Annotated in this window: 16 protein-coding genes; 14 read left to right on the top strand and 2 right to left on the bottom strand. The window is 67.0% G+C overall.

The features are described 5' to 3' along the window. Nucleotides 1-60 precede the first annotated feature (60 nt). Genes KGM94_RS03690 through KGM94_RS03675 form a run of 4 tightly spaced genes read left to right on the top strand, consistent with a single transcriptional unit; the run spans nt 61 to nt 2,934 of the window. A complete protein-coding gene (locus KGM94_RS03690; RefSeq protein WP_300255117.1) occupies nt 61-1,590 on the top strand; it encodes a cytochrome b N-terminal domain-containing protein in 1,530 nt (509 codons plus the stop codon). Next, nucleotides 1,587-2,090 carry a hypothetical protein gene (locus KGM94_RS03685; RefSeq protein WP_300255116.1) on the top strand — a complete coding sequence of 168 codons (504 nt, stop codon included), beginning with the start codon at nt 1,587-1,589 and terminating at the stop codon, nt 2,088-2,090. The genes KGM94_RS03690 and KGM94_RS03685 overlap by 4 nt, the downstream gene beginning before the upstream one ends. A gap of 10 nt (nt 2,091-2,100) precedes the next feature. Then, nucleotides 2,101-2,499 (top strand): hemerythrin family protein, encoded by a 399-nt coding sequence (locus KGM94_RS03680; RefSeq protein ID WP_300255115.1) that lies wholly within the window; start codon nt 2,101-2,103, stop codon nt 2,497-2,499. 51 nt (nt 2,500-2,550) lie between these two features. Then, complete coding sequence (locus KGM94_RS03675) at nt 2,551-2,934, top strand: cytochrome c family protein (RefSeq protein ID WP_300255114.1); 384 nt, start codon at nt 2,551-2,553, stop codon at nt 2,932-2,934. A 37-nt stretch (nt 2,935-2,971) separates the two neighbouring features. Here the strand turns inward: KGM94_RS03675 and KGM94_RS03670 are convergent, their stop codons facing one another. Together KGM94_RS03670 and KGM94_RS03665 are read right to left on the bottom strand one after the other, a co-directional pair. Further along, nucleotides 2,972-3,961 carry an FAD:protein FMN transferase gene (locus tag KGM94_RS03670; protein ID WP_300255113.1) on the bottom strand — a complete coding sequence of 330 codons (990 nt, stop codon included), beginning with the start codon at nt 3,959-3,961 and terminating at the stop codon, nt 2,972-2,974. A gap of 9 nt (nt 3,962-3,970) precedes the next feature. After that, the gene (locus KGM94_RS03665; RefSeq protein ID WP_300255112.1) at nt 3,971-6,118 is read right to left on the bottom strand and encodes a NosR/NirI family protein; all 2,148 of its coding nucleotides are present in this window, start codon (nt 6,116-6,118) and stop codon (nt 3,971-3,973) included. A 147-nt stretch (nt 6,119-6,265) separates the two neighbouring features. On the opposite strand from KGM94_RS03665, the gene KGM94_RS03660 reads away from it, so the two are divergent. From KGM94_RS03660 to KGM94_RS03615, 10 genes are all read left to right on the top strand, one after another. Continuing rightward, the gene (locus KGM94_RS03660; RefSeq protein WP_300255111.1) at nt 6,266-7,984 is read left to right on the top strand and encodes a nitrite reductase; all 1,719 of its coding nucleotides are present in this window, start codon (nt 6,266-6,268) and stop codon (nt 7,982-7,984) included. Between the two features lie 74 nt (nt 7,985-8,058). Next, entirely contained in the window at nt 8,059-8,838 is a 780-nt protein-coding gene (gene cobA, locus KGM94_RS03655) for a uroporphyrinogen-III C-methyltransferase (RefSeq protein WP_300255109.1), read from the top strand. Continuing rightward, nucleotides 8,828-9,139, top strand: a complete 312-nt coding sequence (locus tag KGM94_RS03650; RefSeq protein WP_300255108.1) for a cytochrome c — start codon at nt 8,828-8,830, stop codon at nt 9,137-9,139. The genes cobA and KGM94_RS03650 overlap by 11 nt, the downstream gene beginning before the upstream one ends. Then, nucleotides 9,136-10,320, top strand: a complete 1,185-nt coding sequence (locus KGM94_RS03645; RefSeq protein ID WP_300255106.1) for a cytochrome D1 domain-containing protein — start codon at nt 9,136-9,138, stop codon at nt 10,318-10,320. Before KGM94_RS03650 ends, KGM94_RS03645 begins: the two co-directional genes overlap by 4 nt. Next, nucleotides 10,317-11,300, top strand: a complete 984-nt coding sequence (locus tag KGM94_RS03640) for an Lrp/AsnC family transcriptional regulator (RefSeq protein ID WP_300255104.1) — start codon at nt 10,317-10,319, stop codon at nt 11,298-11,300. The genes KGM94_RS03645 and KGM94_RS03640 overlap by 4 nt, the downstream gene beginning before the upstream one ends. Continuing rightward, entirely contained in the window at nt 11,300-11,752 is a 453-nt protein-coding gene (locus KGM94_RS03635; protein WP_300255103.1) for an Lrp/AsnC family transcriptional regulator, read from the top strand. The genes KGM94_RS03640 and KGM94_RS03635 overlap by 1 nt, the downstream gene beginning before the upstream one ends. Before the next feature lie 2 nt (nt 11,753-11,754). Continuing rightward, nucleotides 11,755-12,231, top strand: coding sequence for an AsnC family transcriptional regulator (locus tag KGM94_RS03630; RefSeq protein ID WP_300255101.1), 477 nt, complete (start codon nt 11,755-11,757; stop codon nt 12,229-12,231). 15 nt (nt 12,232-12,246) lie between these two features. After that, nucleotides 12,247-13,455, top strand: coding sequence for a heme d1 biosynthesis radical SAM protein NirJ (gene nirJ / locus KGM94_RS03625; RefSeq protein WP_300255099.1), 1,209 nt, complete (start codon nt 12,247-12,249; stop codon nt 13,453-13,455). Next, nucleotides 13,433-14,998, top strand: a complete 1,566-nt coding sequence (locus KGM94_RS03620) for a nitrite reductase (protein ID WP_300255097.1) — start codon at nt 13,433-13,435, stop codon at nt 14,996-14,998. Before nirJ ends, KGM94_RS03620 begins: the two co-directional genes overlap by 23 nt. After that, a partial coding sequence (locus KGM94_RS03615) for a CbiX/SirB N-terminal domain-containing protein (RefSeq protein ID WP_300255095.1) occupies nt 14,982-15,538 on the top strand: 557 nt, incomplete at its 3' end. The genes KGM94_RS03620 and KGM94_RS03615, both read left to right, overlap by 17 nt.

Below are 15,538 nucleotides of genomic sequence, written 5' to 3'. Positions count from 1 at the left end.
GGTGCAATTCGCAGCGTACTTCGCGCGGGCTTTGACGCGATCGAGCGTCCGTTCGATCGCTTGTTTTCCCCTGCGCTCAATCCTCTGGCGCAGTTGGGGGCGCTCGGCTTCTTCTTCTTCTGGATCGTCGCCGTCAGCGGCATCTATCTCTTCATCTTCTTCGACACCGGCATCGAGCGCGCCTACCAGTCGGTCGAATACCTCACCCATGACCACTGGTTCCATGCGGGCGTGATGCGCAGCTTCCACCGCTACGCCTCCGACCTGATGGTGGTGATGGTGGCCGTGCACCTGCTGCGCGAATTCGCCTACGACCATTACCGCGGCGTCCGCTGGTATTCCTGGTTCACCGGCCTGCCCATCATCTGGCTGCTCTATGCCTCCGGCATCACCGGCTACTGGCTGGTGTGGGACAAGCTCGCGCAATATGTCGCGCTGGTGTCCTCCGAGCTCCTGGACTGGCTGCCGGTGTTCGGCGAGCCGATCGCGCGCAACTTCATCGCCACGGGCACGCTGACCAGCCGCTTTTTCTCGCTGATGGTGTTCATGCACGTCGCGGTGCCGCTGTTCCTGCTGTTCATCATGTGGGTGCACATCCTGCGGATATCGCGGCCCAAGGTGAACCCGCCGCGCGCGCTGGCGCTGTTGTCGCTCGTCGCGCTGCTCGCGGTGTCGATCTGGAATCCGGCGCTCTCGCAAGGACATGCCGATCTCGCCAAGGTGCCGGCGACGGTCGGACTCGACTGGCTGTATCTGCCGCTCTATCCGCTGACCACCCTCTGGGGCAACGGCGCGGTTTGGGCGTTCCTCGGCGCCTTCTCGCTCATGATCGCGCTGATGCCGTGGCTGCCGCCGCTGCGCCGCGCCAAGGCGGTCGAGGTCCACCTCGACCATTGCAACGGCTGCGCGCGCTGCGCGGAGGATTGCCCCTACGAGGCCATCCGCATGGTCGGCCGCACCGACAACCTGCCGTTCCCGACCCAGGCGCAGGTCAATCCGTCGCTCTGCGTCTCCTGCGGCATCTGCGTCGGCTCCTGTCCGTCGTCGACGCCGTTCCGGCGCTCGGAGGAGCTGCGGACCGGTATCGACCTGCCCGAATATCCGCTGAAGGAGTTGCGCGAGAGGGTTCTCGAGACCGCACGCGGCCTGTCCGGGCCCGGGCGCCTGCTGGTGCTGGCCTGCGAGCACGGCGCCGCCGCCGGCCGGCTCGAGGGCACCGTCGTGATGCCTTGCGTGGCAATGGCGCCGCCGTCGCTGATCGACTACATCCTCAGCCGCGACCTCGCCGACGGCGTGGTCATCGCCGGCTGCGCCGAGAGCGCCTGCTACAACCGGCTCGGGGTGAAATGGACCGAGGAGCGCTTTGCCGCGCAGCGCGATCCCTATCTGCGTGCCCGTGTTCCCCGCGAGCGCATCGCCAAGATTTGGGCGTCCGCGCTCCAGGTGCGGCACGCGGAGGCCGAGATCGCCGCGTTCGGCGCCAAGGTCGCACAGTTGCCGCCGCTGAAGATGCGCTCGCCGCTGCCCGCGAGCGCACCGTCGGCGCAGCCCAAGGCCCGGGAGCCGGCCGAGGCGAGGAACGAACCATGAGCGGAGCATTTCGCACGGCCGGCCAGTTCGTCGTCATCCTGGCGCTATTCGCCGGCGTGGCCATGCTGTCGAGCTGGCCGGCCTACCACCAGATTCCCGACAACACGGGCGTGATGGTACTGACCTTCGTGCACGGCGCCGACCGCAAGGGCGAATGCCGCAGGCTCACGCCGGAGGAGATCGCAAAGCTGCCGCCGAACATGCGGCGCGTGCAGGACTGTCCGCGCGTGCGGCGGTCGCTCCATGTCGAGCTGGACGTCGACGGCCGCAACGTCTATCGCGCCGACCTGCCGCCGACCGGAATTGCCGGCGACGGTCCCTCGAAGGTCTATCAGCGCTTCGTGCTGCCGGCCGGGAAATACGACGTCGCGGTGCGCATGCGCGATACCGCCCGGGCCGAAGGGTTCGACCACGAGCGCCGCGAGACCGTGGATTTCGCGCCGGCCCAGCTCCTCGTCATTGACTATCGCCCTGAAAGCGGCGAATTCATCTTCCGGTGAGGATCGCATCATGGGCCTGTTGCATTGGGAAGATCGCTACAGCGTCGGCGTCGCGGCCGTGGACCACGAGCACCGGGAGCTGATCGAGCTGATCAACCGCCTCTATGCCGAGGCGATCGCGCAGCGCTCCAAGGACGCGGTCGTCGGCTTCTTCGGCGATCTCTTCAAGGCGATCTCGTCGCATTTCGCGCTCGAGGAGCGCTTCATGCGCGAGCGCGGCTACGACCATCTCACCCAGCACAAGAACGACCATGAGCGGCTGCTCGACGAGATCCGCGACATCATGGAAGACTACGAGGCCAGCTCCAGGTTCGACGACCGTCTGCTCGCGGACGCCCTGGACGCCTGGTTCTCCCGGCATTTCGAGACCCATGACGCCCGATTGCACAAGGCGCTCGGCGCCCACTAGGGACCGCGCACCAGGGACAATGAATAGACCTTCAACACAGGAGACGATGAAATGAAGCGGATTTTGATCGCCATCGCAGTTGCTGCCGCATCGGCCAGCGCGGCCAGCGCGCAGGACGTCACTGCGGGCGCCACCGCGTTCAAGAAATGCGTGAGCTGCCACGACGTCGGCCCGACCGCGAAGAACAAGGTCGGCCCGGTGCTCAACGGCCTGGATGGCCGCAAGTCGGGCTCGGTCGCGGGCTACAACTACTCCGATGCCAACAAGAACTCGGGCATCACCTGGGACGAGGCGACCTTCCTCGAGTACATCAAGGACCCCAAGGCCAAGGTGCCAAACACCAAGATGGCGTTCGCCGGCATCAAGAACGAGGCCGAGGCCAAGAACCTCTGGTCCTATCTCAAGCAGTACGACGCGGACGGCAAGACCAAGTAGTCGCCGCGAACGCGCTTCGCGCGGGCGGCGTCGCCCTTCACCCGGCGATGCCGTCGCGCGGGCCTGCCGGCCAGCGCCGGCGTCGGCCGGCGGCGTCGACCGCCCAGATCGCCGCGCCGTCGAGCCGCGGCAGCAGCGCCTCGATTTCGTCCGCGGACGCGACGGAAAGCGCCGTCGAGAGCGCGTCGGCCACCGCGGCCGACGCGTGATGGACGGTGATCGTATGCCAGTGCGCCGCGCTGCGGCCGCTGCGCGGATCGAACAAGTGATGCGCGGCGCCGCCCGCGCCGAGCACACAGCCTGATCCTTCGGACGTCGCGAGCGCGCCATGCGCCAGCCGGATCGGCGCGGCGCCACTGCGCGCGACCAGCCACGGCGAGCCGTCGTCCCGCGGCGCCGGCGCGCGCTGCTCGCCGAGATCGACCAGGATGTGGGTCAGGCCCTTGGCGACGAGAAGCTCCGAGACTCGATCGGTGACATAGCCCTGGCCGAGGCCGTTGAGGGTGAGGCGCTGTCCCTCGCCGAGTTGGATCGTGCCCGCTCCGAGGTCGATCCTTTGCCAATCCACGGCCCGGCGCGCTTGCACGATCACGGTTTCGGGCGGCAGCGACGTGTGGCTGCGATCCGCGAACCAGTCGATGTGGGCTTCCCAGAGCGCCTGCACCGTCGGATCGAACAATCCGCCGGTGAGGTCGGCGACGCGCAGCGCCAGCGCCAGTGCGCGGCGGAGGTCGCCACCCGGCTCGTCGAGGCGGCCCCGTCGGTTCAGGCGGCACAGCTCGGAGTCGGGACGGAACAGGCTCAGCTCATTCTCCAGCCGGTCGATTTCCGCCTCGACCGTGGCCGCCAGGCTTCGCGCCTGCTGCGGCTCGATTCCGTCGAACAGGATGCGCGCATCCGCCCCCATCGCCGTGCCGCGCCATTCATAGCCGGCTGCGGCGGGGCGGGCGGGGCCCGCGATCGCGCCGGCGGCGGCTGCCGCGAGGATGGTGATGGCGCGGCGACGTGTCGGACGGTCAAGAGGCATGCTGTCTCCTCATGAATTCCGCGGCGGCGTGGCCTGCGCCAGCGGCTGGCGGCGCGCCGCACGCTTCTTCAGATGCAGGCAGATGTCGTTGTCGAAATAATTGGCCTGGCACTTGAGGCAGTAGATGCACTCGTTCGGATTGATCTGGCCGAGCGGATGGATCGCCTGCACCGTGCAGCGCCGCGCGCAGACATGGCATTCCGCGCCGCATTCGCGGTAGCGCTTCAGCCATTCGAACATGCGCATGCGGGCGGGGATCGCCAATGCGGCGCCGAGTGGGCAGAGATAGCGGCAGTAGAATCGCTCGATGAACAGTCCGGCGAGCAGCAACAGTCCGGCATAGAGCCCGAACGGCCACTCGCGCATGAATTTCATGGTGATCGCGGTCTTGAACGGCTCGACCTCCGCGAGCTGGAACGCGCCGAGGATCGAGCGCAGCGAGATCGCAAGGATGCCGAGGAACACGACGTATTTGATCATCCACAGCCGCTCGTGCAGCCCGAACGGGATTTCGATCTGCTTGATGCCGAGGCGGCGGGCGAGCTGGTTGGTCAGCTCCTGCAGCGTGCCGAACGGGCAGAGCCAGCCGCAGAACACCCCGCGTCCCCAGAACAGGATGCTGAGCGCGACGAAGCTCCACAGCATGAACACCAGGGGATCGAGCAGGAACAGCTCCCAGCGGAAGCCGGAGAGCAGTGCGTGGATGAAGGTCAGGACGTTGACGACCGAGAGCTGGGCGTTGGCGATGAAGCCGAGGAACACCAGCGTCAGCAGCATGTAGCCGGTGCGCAGCCGATAATAGAACACGCCGTGCGCCGTCACGGTATCCTGGAAGATCAGGATCGCCGCGAGCACCGAGAGCATGGCGCCGAGAACGCCGATCTCGTAGCGCCGCGCCCACCAGATGTCCTGCCAGAGCGTCTGGGTCGATGCCGGCGCAGCCGTTGCGGCGGTCTTCCCGGCTGGCGGCGCGACCGACGGCGGGGCCGTCGCGATCAGATAGCGCTCGGGAATCCTGTACTCGAGCGAGATCACCGCGGGGCCGCTGCGCGCCGCGCCGGCGCTGAGGTCCAGGTCGAGTCGAAACGGTTTCGTCGAGTCGAACCCGCTCGATTGCGGGATCCGGAACACGGCGACCTCGCGCAGCTCCGGCGCGCCGGCCGCGTGCAGCGACTCGATCGCCGTGTGATCGGACGGCTTGAGCCGGATCGTGCGGCTGCCCTGGACGAGCTCGATACGGGTGAACGCGCCGGCCTGGCGCCATTCGGTGCCCTTGAACGAATAGAGCCCGGTGGCGCCGATCAGGACCAGATCGTCTTCGGGACCGATCTTGCCCAGCTCGCTCTCGTAGGTGCGCTGGCCGAGCAGGCTTTCCCCGATCGGGGGCGGCGTCGCCAGCGCAAGCCAGAGGTCGATGAAGGGCTTTTCGGGCTCGCTGTCCTGCGTGCCGAGCATTTTTGCGGCTTCGCCGCGGCTCACCAGCCGCCGCTGCACGGCACCCTCGGCGAGCAGCGATTGCCAGTTCGACCGCCGCAGGGTTTCGCGGTCGAGCCGCGTCGTGCGGTCGGGCGCGTTGCTGCGGCTGCGCAACACGCTGCGCGCCGAGCGGACGATGGCGTCGCGGATCACGGTGCTGGTGATGGTGGCGCCGGCGACCGCATGAGGCCCGCGCGCGAGTTCGTCGGCCGGTTTCAGCGTGGCGCCGGCGCGCACGTCGAAGCCGCGGAAATTGGCCACATAGGCAGCCAACGCGTCGCGGGGGATGCCGATCACCAGGATCGGCTCCTCGTGGGCGACGATCTCGGCGCCCGCGATGGTGCCTTCGGACGTGACCGCGGCGACGATGTCGAGCGGCCGGCCCGCATAGCCGACCGATCCCGAGACGTCGAGGCTGGAGAAGGCATAGCCGAGCACGCGGCCGTCCGCGGCCCGCACGATCGCCGCCGGCGGCGCGCCTTCGGGGCGCTCGACCGTGACGGGCTCGGAGAAGAACTTCGTCGCGATGCCGAGATCGGCCGCCTGTGCACCGCAAATGCTCAGCAGGAGCGCCGCCACTGCACGCAGTCCCTGCAGTGCTATCGTTTCGATCTTGCCGGCAGCCATTCGCATGTCAGGGATCAGGCAGGGTTGGGCCATCGCCGCATTGAGATAGGTCAAGTGTAGCCTTGACCGCGGTCAATGCGAAGCGTTGGCCTCCTAGGCATAAGGCCCCGATCGGGATTCTCATGCTGGAGGAATGTGATGCGAGGCCGAGCTTCTCTGCTAGCGATGCTCACGGGCGGCGTAGCCGCAACGGGGCTGTTTTTGAGTGTAACGACGGCAGGCTATGCGCAGCAGCCGGCTCCGACGCCGAAACCGGCGGACCTGCAGCAGCACAAGACCACGCCGGGCGGCCAGTACCAGCCCAGCCTGGACGTTCTCAGCGACAAGCCGGTGGACCAGCCCGGCACCAAGCCCGGCGATCCCAACCTCACCAAGGCCGAGTTCGACAAGGCGAGCCGCATCTATTTCGAGCGCTGCGCCGGTTGTCACGGTGTGCTGCGCAAGGGCGCAACCGGCAAGCCGCTGACGCCTGACCTCACCAAGAAGCTCGGCTTCGACTATCTGCGCGACTTCATCACCTATGGCTCGCCCGGCGGCATGCCGAACTGGGGTACCTCCGGTGAGCTTCCGCCGGCCGACGTCGAACTGATGGCGCGCTACCTGCTGAACGAGCCGGCGCAGCCGCCGGAGTTCGGCCTGAAGGAGATGAAGGATACCTGGAAGGTCATCGTGCCGGTCGCCCAGCGGCCGACCAAGAAGATGAACAAGCTCGACATCGACAACCTGTTCTCGGTGACCCTGCGCGACGCCGGCGAGATCGCGCTGATCGACGGCGCCACCAAGAAGATCGAGCACGTCCTGAAGTCGGGCTACGCCGTGCACATCTCGCGCATGTCGGCGTCCGGTCGTTACCTCTACATCATCGGCCGCGATTCGAAGCTCAACCTGATCGATCTCTGGATGGACCCGCCGCAGACGGTCGCGGAGCTGAAGATCGGCACCGAGGCGCGCTCGGTCGAGACCTCGAAGTTCAAGGGCTACGAGGACAAGTATGCGATTGCCGGTGCCTACTGGCCGCCGCAATACGTGATCATGGACGGCGCCACGCTCGAGCCGCTCAAGGTCGTCGCCACGCGCGGCATGACCGAGGACACGCAGGAATATCACCCCGAGCCGCGCGTTGCCTCCATCGTCGCGTCTCACTTCAAGCCGGAATTCGTCGTCAACGTGAAGGAGACCGGACAGATCCTGCTGGTCAACTATCAGGACCTCAAGAACCTGAAGGTGACGGCGATCGAGGCCGAGCGCTTCCTGCATGACGGCGGCTTCGACAAGACCGGTCGCTACTTCCTGGTTGCCGCGAACGCCCGCCACAAGATCGCGATCGTCGACACCAAGGAGGACAAGTTGGTCGGCGTGGTCGAGTCGAAGGGTCAGACCCCGCATCCGGGTCGCGGCGCCAACCTGATCCATCCGAAGTTCGGACCGGTGTGGGCCACGAGCCATCTCGGCAGCGAGACGATCTCCTTCATCGGCACCGATCCCGAGAAGCACAAGGCACAGGCCTGGAAGGTCGTGCAGACCGTGGACGGCCAGGGCGGCGGATCGCTCTTCATCAAGACGCATCCGAAGTCCGAGAACCTCTACGTCGACACGCCGCTCAACACCGACGCCGAGATCTCCTCGTCCGTCGCGGTGTTCAAGATCAAGGACCTCGCCAAGGAGAAGCCCGAGTACAAGGTGCTTCCGATCGGTCAGTGGTCCGGCATCTCCGAAGGCGCGCGCCGCGTGGTGCAGGGCGAGTTCAACCGGGACGGCACCGAGATCTGGTTCTCCGTCTGGAACAACAAGGCCCAGGACTCCGCGATCGTGGTCGTCGACGACAAGACGCTGACCTTGAAGACGGTCATCAAGGACAAGCGGCTGGTCACGCCGACCGGCAAGTTCAACGTCTACAACACCCGTAACGACATCTACTGACGGGTCACGCGACGGTGCGGCGAGAAGATTGCCGCACCGTCGTAGTTCGCGAGGCGGCCCAAGCGGAGCGCGTCATGGCTGTCGGAAAGGTCTCTCTCGTCGGCGCCGGCCCGGGCGATCCCGAGTTGCTCACCGTGAAGGCGGTGCGCGCGATCCGCGAGGCCGACGTCGTCGTCTACGACCGCCTGGTGCCGCAGAGCATCCTGGACACCATCGCCGACGGCGTACTGCAGATCAATGTCGGCAAGCAGGCCGCCCATCATCCGGTGCCGCAGGACGAAATCAACGAGATGCTGGTTCGGTTGGCGCGCGCCGGTCGCACGGTGGTGCGGCTCAAGGGCGGCGATCCCTTCATCTTCGGGCGCGGCTCGGAGGAAGCGGCCGAGCTCGAAGCCGCTGGCATTCCCTACGAGGTGGTGCCCGGCATCACCGCGGCGCAGGGTTGCGCCGCGGCGGCGCGCATGCCGCTGACCCACCGCGGGCTCGCCTCGGGCGTGCGCTATGTGGCGGGCCATCGTAAGGCCAACGAGCCGCTCGATCTGGACTGGCGCAGCCTCGCCGATCCCGAGACCACGCTCGTCGTCTATATGGGCCTTGCGAACATTGAGGAAATCGTCCGCAACTTGGTCGCCGAAGGCCTGTCGGCCACCACGCCGGTGTTTGCGATTTGTCAAGGTACGACCCCGCAAGAGCGCCGAATATACGCTTGTCTGGAGACGCTTCCGACGGTCCTGAAGGATGCCTCCTTCAGCGGGCCGGTCCTGTTCATCATCGGAAGGGTCGCCGCGATCGCCATGGAGCGCAGCGAGCGGAATGATGCTGGGAGTAGCGAGGCGATTTCTGTTGTGGCCTAGCCTCGCGCTGGCGTCGGTCGGGGCCATGGCTCCGGCGGCCGCAGGCGAAACCAATAGCGACCCCGCCCGTCTGGCGAACCTCGTGCGGCAGGATTGCGGCTCCTGCCATGGGCTGACCCTGAAAGGGGGCCTCGGCAAGCCGCTCACGCCGGATCATTTGCGCGCCTGGAATCGCGAACAGCTCGTCAGCATCATCCTCGACGGCGTGCCGGGCACGCCGATGCCGCCATGGCGCCCGCTCCTGAGCGAGCCGGAGGCGCGCTGGATCGTCGACCGCCTGCAGCAGGGAAATCTGCCATGAACGCCGCTAAAATGATTGCGAAGCTGACGCTGGCGCTGTTGTTGCTGATGCCGGCGCTGGTCCGCGCCGACGAATTGCGCGGCACCGGCAATCTCGGCCTGATCATCGAGCGCGCGACGGGCTCGGCCCTGATCGTCGATACCAGCGCGCGCAAGACCATCGGCCGCGTCGAAGGCCTCGGCGATCTCTCCCATGCTTCCGTGGTGTTCTCGCCGGACCAGCGTTACGCCTATGTGTTCGGCCGCGACGGCGGCCTGACCAAGGTCGACATGCTCACCAACGCGATCGCGAAGCGTATCGTGCAGGCCGGCAATTCGATCGGCGGCGCCATCTCCGATGACGGCGCGTTGATCGCGGTGTCGAATTACGAGCCCGGCGGGGTGCGGGTGTTCGACGCCAGAACGCTCGATCCCGTCGCCAACATTCCCGCCGTCGGCGCCGACGGCAAGGCCTCCAAGACGGTCGGCCTGGTCGATCTGCCCGGCCGCCGCTTCGCCTGGGCGCTGTACGACGCCGGCGAGATCTGGGTCGCCGATCTCACCAATGTCGAATCGCCCGCCGTCACGAGGCTGACCAATGTGGGCAAGCTGCCCTATGACGGCAACGTCACCACCGACGGGCGCCACTATCTCGCCGGCCTGTTCGGCGAGGACGGCGTGGTGCACGTCGACACCTGGCAGCAGCCGCTCAAGGCCGAGCGCATCCTCGACGGCTACGGCCGCGGCGAGCAGCAACTGCCGGTCTACAAGATGCCGCACCTCGAAGGCTGGGCCGCGGTCGGCGACAAGCTGCTGCTGCCCGCCGTCGGGCATCACGAGCTGATCGCGGTCGATCTGCGCAAGTTCACCGAGGCCGGTCGCGTGGCGACCCACGGTCAGCCGGTGTTCGCGGTGGCGCGCCCCGACGGTCGCCACGTCTGGGTCAACTTCGCCCATCCGCTCAACGACACCATCGACATCGTCGACACCGAGAGCCTCAAGGTGATCCATCGCCTGACGCCGGGCCCCGCCGTGCTGCACATGGAGTTCACGCCGCGCGGCAACGAGGTCTGGGTCTCCGTGCGCGACGCCGACCGCATCGACGTCTACGACGCCGCGTCCTTCGCCAAGAAAGCGGAGATCCCGGCGCAAAAGCCCTCCGGGATCTTCTTCACCGCGCGCGCAACGAGGATCGGGCAATGATTCCGACGCCCACTGAGCTGACCTTGATCGATCGCTGGCAGCACAATTTTCCGCTGGTCGAGAAGCCGTTCAAGGTGGTCGGCCGCTCCGCCGCGCTCGGCGAGCAGGAGACGATCGGCGTCTTCCGTCGCATGCAGGAGCACGACCTGATCTCCCGCATCGGCGCCGTGGTTCGGCCGAACACGGTCGGCGCCAGCACGCTCGCGGCGATGCAGGTCCCGTCGGAGCGGCTGGAGGAGGTCGCCCACATCGTCAGTCGCGAGCCCTTGGTTACGCACAATTACGAGCGCGAGCACGATCTCAATCTCTGGTTCGTCGTCGCGGGCGGCGATGCCGACGCGATCGGCGCGACCATCCGCAACATCGAGGCGCGGACCGGCCTTGCGGTAATCGCCCTGCCGATGCTGCGGGCCTATCATCTCGGCCTCGGCTTTCCGCTCGGCGCGCCGCGTCCGCAGAAGGACGAGGCGTCTCGTGCTGCCCAGGAGTATTGCCCGGATCCGCGCGACCGCCTGATCCTGGCGGCGATCGAGAACGGTCTGCCGCTGGTCGAGCATCCCTACCTCGCGGTCGCCGACCGGCTCGCGCTCGATCAGGCCGAGGTGATCGCGCGGCTGGAACATCTGGTCGCCGCCGGCGTCGTGACGCGTTTCGGCTGCGTGGTGCGACACGACAAGCTCGGCTTCAGGGCCAACGCGATGGCGGTATGGGACATTCCCGACGCGAACGTGGACGCGGTCGCCGCGACCTTTGCCCGTCATCCCGCCGTGACCCTGTGCTACCGGCGCCCGCGTCATCCGCCGCTGTGGCCGTACAATCTGTTCTGCATGGTGCACGCGCGCGCCCGCAGCGAGGCCCATGCCGCGATCGACGAGCTCAATCTGCTGGCGGATACCGGCCTCAACCGCCAGGCCGTGCTGTTCTCGAAGCGCTGCTTCAAGCAGCGCGGTGCGGTCTTCAGCCGCGACGGAGCGAATTGATGCGCTCGCTCGACCCGACGGAAAGGGCCGTCGTCAACGGCCTGCAGGGCGGCTTTCCGCTGACGCAGCGGCCGTTCCGCGACGCCGGCGCAAAGCTCGGCCTCAGCGAGGGCGAGATGATCGATTGCATCGGCGGCCTGCTCGCCGGCGGGCAGCTGAGCCGGTTCGGCCCGCTCTGGAATGCGGAGCAGATGGGCGGCGCGGTGTGCCTTGCCGCCATCGCCGTTCCGCCGGAGCGCTTCGAGGAGGTTGCCGAACTCGTCAACGCCCATGCCGAGATCGCGCACAATTACGAGCGCGATCACGAATTGAACATGTGGTTCGTGGTATCGGCGGCGGAGCCCGGCCGGATCGACCAGGTGATCGCCGAGATCGAGCGCGAGACCGGCCTTGCCGTCCGCGCCATGCCGAAGACGCGCGAATTCTTCGTCGGCTTTCGTGTCGAGGTTTGACGATGCTGGATGCCATCGATCGCAAGCTCGTCGCGGCCACCCAGACCGGCCTGCCGCTCGTCTCCGAGCCCTACCGCGTGCTCGGCGAGCGGCTCGGTCTCGCCGAGGCCGAGGTGATCGCGCGCCTGCAACGGCTGCTCGATGACGGCGCCATCCGCCGCATCGGCGCCATTCCCAATCACTACGCGCTCGGCTACACCGCCAACGGCATGTCGGTGTGGGACGTCGCCGACGAATCCGTCGCCGAGGTCGGCGCGAGGGTCGGTGCGCTCGATTTCGTCACCCATTGCTACGAGCGGCCGCGCTATCTGCCGCTGTGGCCGTACAACCTCTTCGCCATGGTGCACGGCCGGACGCGCGACGAGGTCCGGACCAAGGTCGCGGAGATCGCCGCGCTGGTCGGCCCCGCCGCGCGCGCGCATGAGGTGCTGTTCTCCACCCGGATCCTGAAGAAGACCGGTCTTCGTATTGCCGCCTGAACGAGAGGAGCGGTCATGTTCCGCCTGAGCCAATATCTGCGCGAACTGGATGAGCCAGCCCCGACCGGGCCGGTGCGTCATCCGCCGGGACCGGTGGTGATCTGGAATCTGATCCGGCGCTGCAACCTCACCTGCAAGCACTGCTATTCGATCTCCGGCGACGTCGATTTCCCGGGCGAGCTGTCGACCGCGCAGATTTTTCACGTGATGGACGATCTGAAGTCCTTCCGCGTTCCGGTACTGATCCTGTCCGGCGGCGAGCCGTTGATGCGGCGGGACATTTTCGAGATCTCCGCCCGCGCCAAGGCGATGAAGTTCTATGTCGGGCTCTCCTCCAACGGCACGCTGGTCGATGCCGCCATGGCCGATCGCATCCGCGACATCGGCTACGACTATGTCGGCATCTCGCTCGACGGCATCGGTGCGACCCACGATCGCTTCCGCCGCAAGCAGGGCGCCTATCAGGAGGCGCTGGGCGGCCTGCGCATGCTGCGCGACCGCGGTATCAAGGTCGGCGTGCGCTTCACCATGACCGAGGACAACGCGGCCGAGTTGCCGCTGCTGCTCGATCTGGTCGAGCAGGAAGGGTTTCCGAAGTTCTATCTCTCGCATCTCGTCTATGCCGGGCGCGGCAACAAGAACCGCGGCGACGACGCGATGTGGCAAACCACGCGTGATGCCATGGACATGGTGATCGCGCGCGCCTGGCGCTGGGCGAAAGAAGGCAGCGAGATGGAGATCGTCACCGGCAACAACGATGCCGATGCGGTCTATCTGCTGCACTGGGCCGAGCGCAATGCGCCGAATCGCGTGAACGATTTGCGCGAAAAGCTCGTGCGCTGGGGCGGCAATTCCTCCGGCGTCAACGTCGCCAACATCGACAATCTCGGCAACGTGCACCCGGACACGATGTGGTGGCACCACGATCTCGGCAACGTCAAGGCGCGGCCGTTCTCGGAGATCTGGACCGACCTGTCCGACCCGATCATGGCCGGCCTGAAGCAGAAGCCGCGCCGGGTCTCGGGCCGCTGCGGCGCCTGTGCCTATTTCGACATCTGCAACGGCAACACCCGCGTGCGCGCGCAGCGCATCACCGGCGATGCCTGGGCCGAGGATCCCGGCTGTTATCTCAGCGACGCCGAGATCGGGCTCGACGCGCCGGTCGAGCGGGTGAAGACCAGCATCTATCGCGGAACACGCCATGAAGCGCCGCTGTCTCTCTGACTGGGTCGCCATTGCGCTCGCGCTGTTTGCGCTGGGCGGGCCGGCGCTCGCGGGGCCCGATGCGGCGAAGCTGTTCGCCGACAATTGCGCCGAATGCCATGGCGCCGACCGGCTGGGCCGGCTCGGACCTGCGCTGCTGCCCGAAAATCTCGGCCGCCTGACCGGCGCGCGCGCCGTCTCGGTGATCGCCGACGGCCGCGCCGCCACGCAGATGCCCGGCTTCTCCGGTAAGCTCGGCAAGGACGAGATCGCCGCGCTCGCAGCCTTCATTGCCTCGCCCTTGCCGTTCGTGCCGGCCTGGGGCATTCCCGAGATCGACGCCAGCCGCGTCGTGCACGCGTCCGCGCCACAGCTCGACCGCCCGCGGTTTGACGCCGACCCGATGAACCTATTCGTCGTGGTCGAGGCCGGCGACCACCATGCGACCATCCTCGACGGCGACCGTTTCGAGCCGCTGACGCGCTTCCAGACCCGGTTCGCGCTGCACGGCGGTCCGAAATTCACCCCCGACGGCCGCTACGTCTTCTTCATGTCGCGTGACGGCTGGGTCTCCAAATACGATCTCTGGACCCTGACCATGCTCGCGGAGGTCCGCGCCGGCATCAATTCGCGCAACATCGCGATCTCGCGCGACGGCAAGCATATCGCGGTCGCCAACTATCTGCCACATACGCTGGTGATGCTGTCCACCGATGATCTCTCGGTCGAGAAGGTGTTCGACGCCAAGGACCGCAAGGGCAATTCCTCGCGCGTCTCCGCCGTCTATCAGGCGCCGTCACGCAACAGCTTCATCGCGGCGCTGAAGGACGTGCCGGAGATCTGGGAGGTCGCCACCGACCCGAGCGCGCCGCCGGTCTATGGCGGCTACGTGCATAGCCACGAGAAGGGCATGATCGAGGCTCTGCCGTCCTCGCAGGGCCTGTTCGCGCTGCGGCGGATCGAGGTGCCCGAGCCGCTCGACGATTTTTTCTTCGATCCGCCCTACCGCAATTTGATCGGCTCGGCGCGCGAGGGCAGGGCGATCGTCGTCAACCTCACAGTCGGGCGCGACATCAAGCAACTCGATTTGCCGGGCCTGCCGCATCTCGGCTCCGGCATCTCCTGGACCTGGCAGGGTCGTGCCGTGATGGCGACGCCGCTCCTGAAGGAGGGCAAGATCAGCGTGCTCGACATGCAGGACTGGTCGCCGGTCAAGACGATCGAGACGCCCGGCCCCGGCTTCTTCATGCGCAGCCACGAGAACACGCCCTATGCCTGGACCGACAGCATGATGAGCGCGAAGAAGGACACGCTCACGATCATCGACAAGCGCACGCTGGAGGTGGTCCGCAGCGTGACGCCGGAGCCCGGCAAGACCGCCGCCCACGTCGAGTTCGACAAATATGGCCGCCACGCCCTGGTCTCGATCTGGGAGGACAAGGGCGCGCTGGTGATCTACGATGCGGCGACCTTCGCCGAGGTGAAGCGCATCCCGATGTCGCGCCCCTCCGGCAAATACAACGTCTGGAACAAGATCACCTTCTCCGATGGCACCAGTCACTGAGCGAGCGGGCGCCGCTCCGCGGACTGCGTTGCTGCTCGCCGCCCATGGCGAGCGGCGGCCGGACGCGGGCAACGAGGGCGTCTTCCGCATCGCTCGCGCGCTGTCCGAACGCGGCCTGGACGTCGCGGTCGGCTTCATCTCCGGAAAGCCTTCGGTCAAGGACGCGCTCGAGCGCCTGGCCGCCGACCGCATCCTGGTCTATCCGCTGTTCGCCGCCAGCGGCTATTTCACCCGCGACCGCCTGGTGCAGATCCTCGACGAGGCCGGCCGCGCCGGTCGCGAGGTCGAGATGCTGACGCCGCTCGGGCTCGACCCGGGCCTGCCCGATGTAGTGCTGCAGCAGGCCGGCGATTCGGCACGGGATCACGGCTTCGCGCCAAAAGCCTGCACCGTGATCCTGCTGGCGCACGGCTCGCAGCGCAATCCGGCCTCCCGGCAGTCCACTGAGCAGATGGCGCGCGCCCTCGAACAACGCGCGGTCTTTCGCAAGGTGGAGCCTGCATTTCTCGAAGAGCTGCCGTCGCTCGGTGACGTCGCCGC

The sequence above is a fragment of the Bradyrhizobium sp. genome (assembly GCF_028868675.1).
GTDB lineage: Bacteria > Pseudomonadota > Alphaproteobacteria > Rhizobiales > Xanthobacteraceae > Bradyrhizobium.
Note: the sequence above shows the minus strand (reverse complement) of the source record. Positions and strands in the feature narration are given on the sequence as shown.

Bases quoted from the DNA above. Each gene is read 5' to 3' on its own strand.
- KGM94_RS03635 (WP_300255103.1), top strand. From the start codon at position 11,300: ATGCGCTCGCTCGACCCGACGGAAAGGGCCGTCGTCAACGGCCTGCAG.
- KGM94_RS03685 (WP_300255116.1), top strand. From the start codon at position 1,587: ATGAGCGGAGCATTTCGCACGGCCGGCCAGTTCGTCGTCATCCTGGCG.
- cobA (WP_300255109.1), top strand. From the start codon at position 8,059: ATGGCTGTCGGAAAGGTCTCTCTCGTCGGCGCCGGCCCGGGCGATCCC.
- nirJ (WP_300255099.1), top strand. From the start codon at position 12,247: ATGTTCCGCCTGAGCCAATATCTGCGCGAACTGGATGAGCCAGCCCCG.
- KGM94_RS03620 (WP_300255097.1), top strand. From the start codon at position 13,433: ATGAAGCGCCGCTGTCTCTCTGACTGGGTCGCCATTGCGCTCGCGCTG.
- KGM94_RS03680 (WP_300255115.1), top strand. From the start codon at position 2,101: ATGGGCCTGTTGCATTGGGAAGATCGCTACAGCGTCGGCGTCGCGGCC.
- KGM94_RS03675 (WP_300255114.1), top strand. From the start codon at position 2,551: ATGAAGCGGATTTTGATCGCCATCGCAGTTGCTGCCGCATCGGCCAGC.
- KGM94_RS03645 (WP_300255106.1), top strand. From the start codon at position 9,136: ATGAACGCCGCTAAAATGATTGCGAAGCTGACGCTGGCGCTGTTGTTG.
- KGM94_RS03670 (WP_300255113.1), bottom strand. From the start codon at position 3,961: ATGCCTCTTGACCGTCCGACACGTCGCCGCGCCATCACCATCCTCGCG.
- KGM94_RS03640 (WP_300255104.1), top strand. From the start codon at position 10,317: ATGATTCCGACGCCCACTGAGCTGACCTTGATCGATCGCTGGCAGCAC.
- KGM94_RS03630 (WP_300255101.1), top strand. From the start codon at position 11,755: ATGCTGGATGCCATCGATCGCAAGCTCGTCGCGGCCACCCAGACCGGC.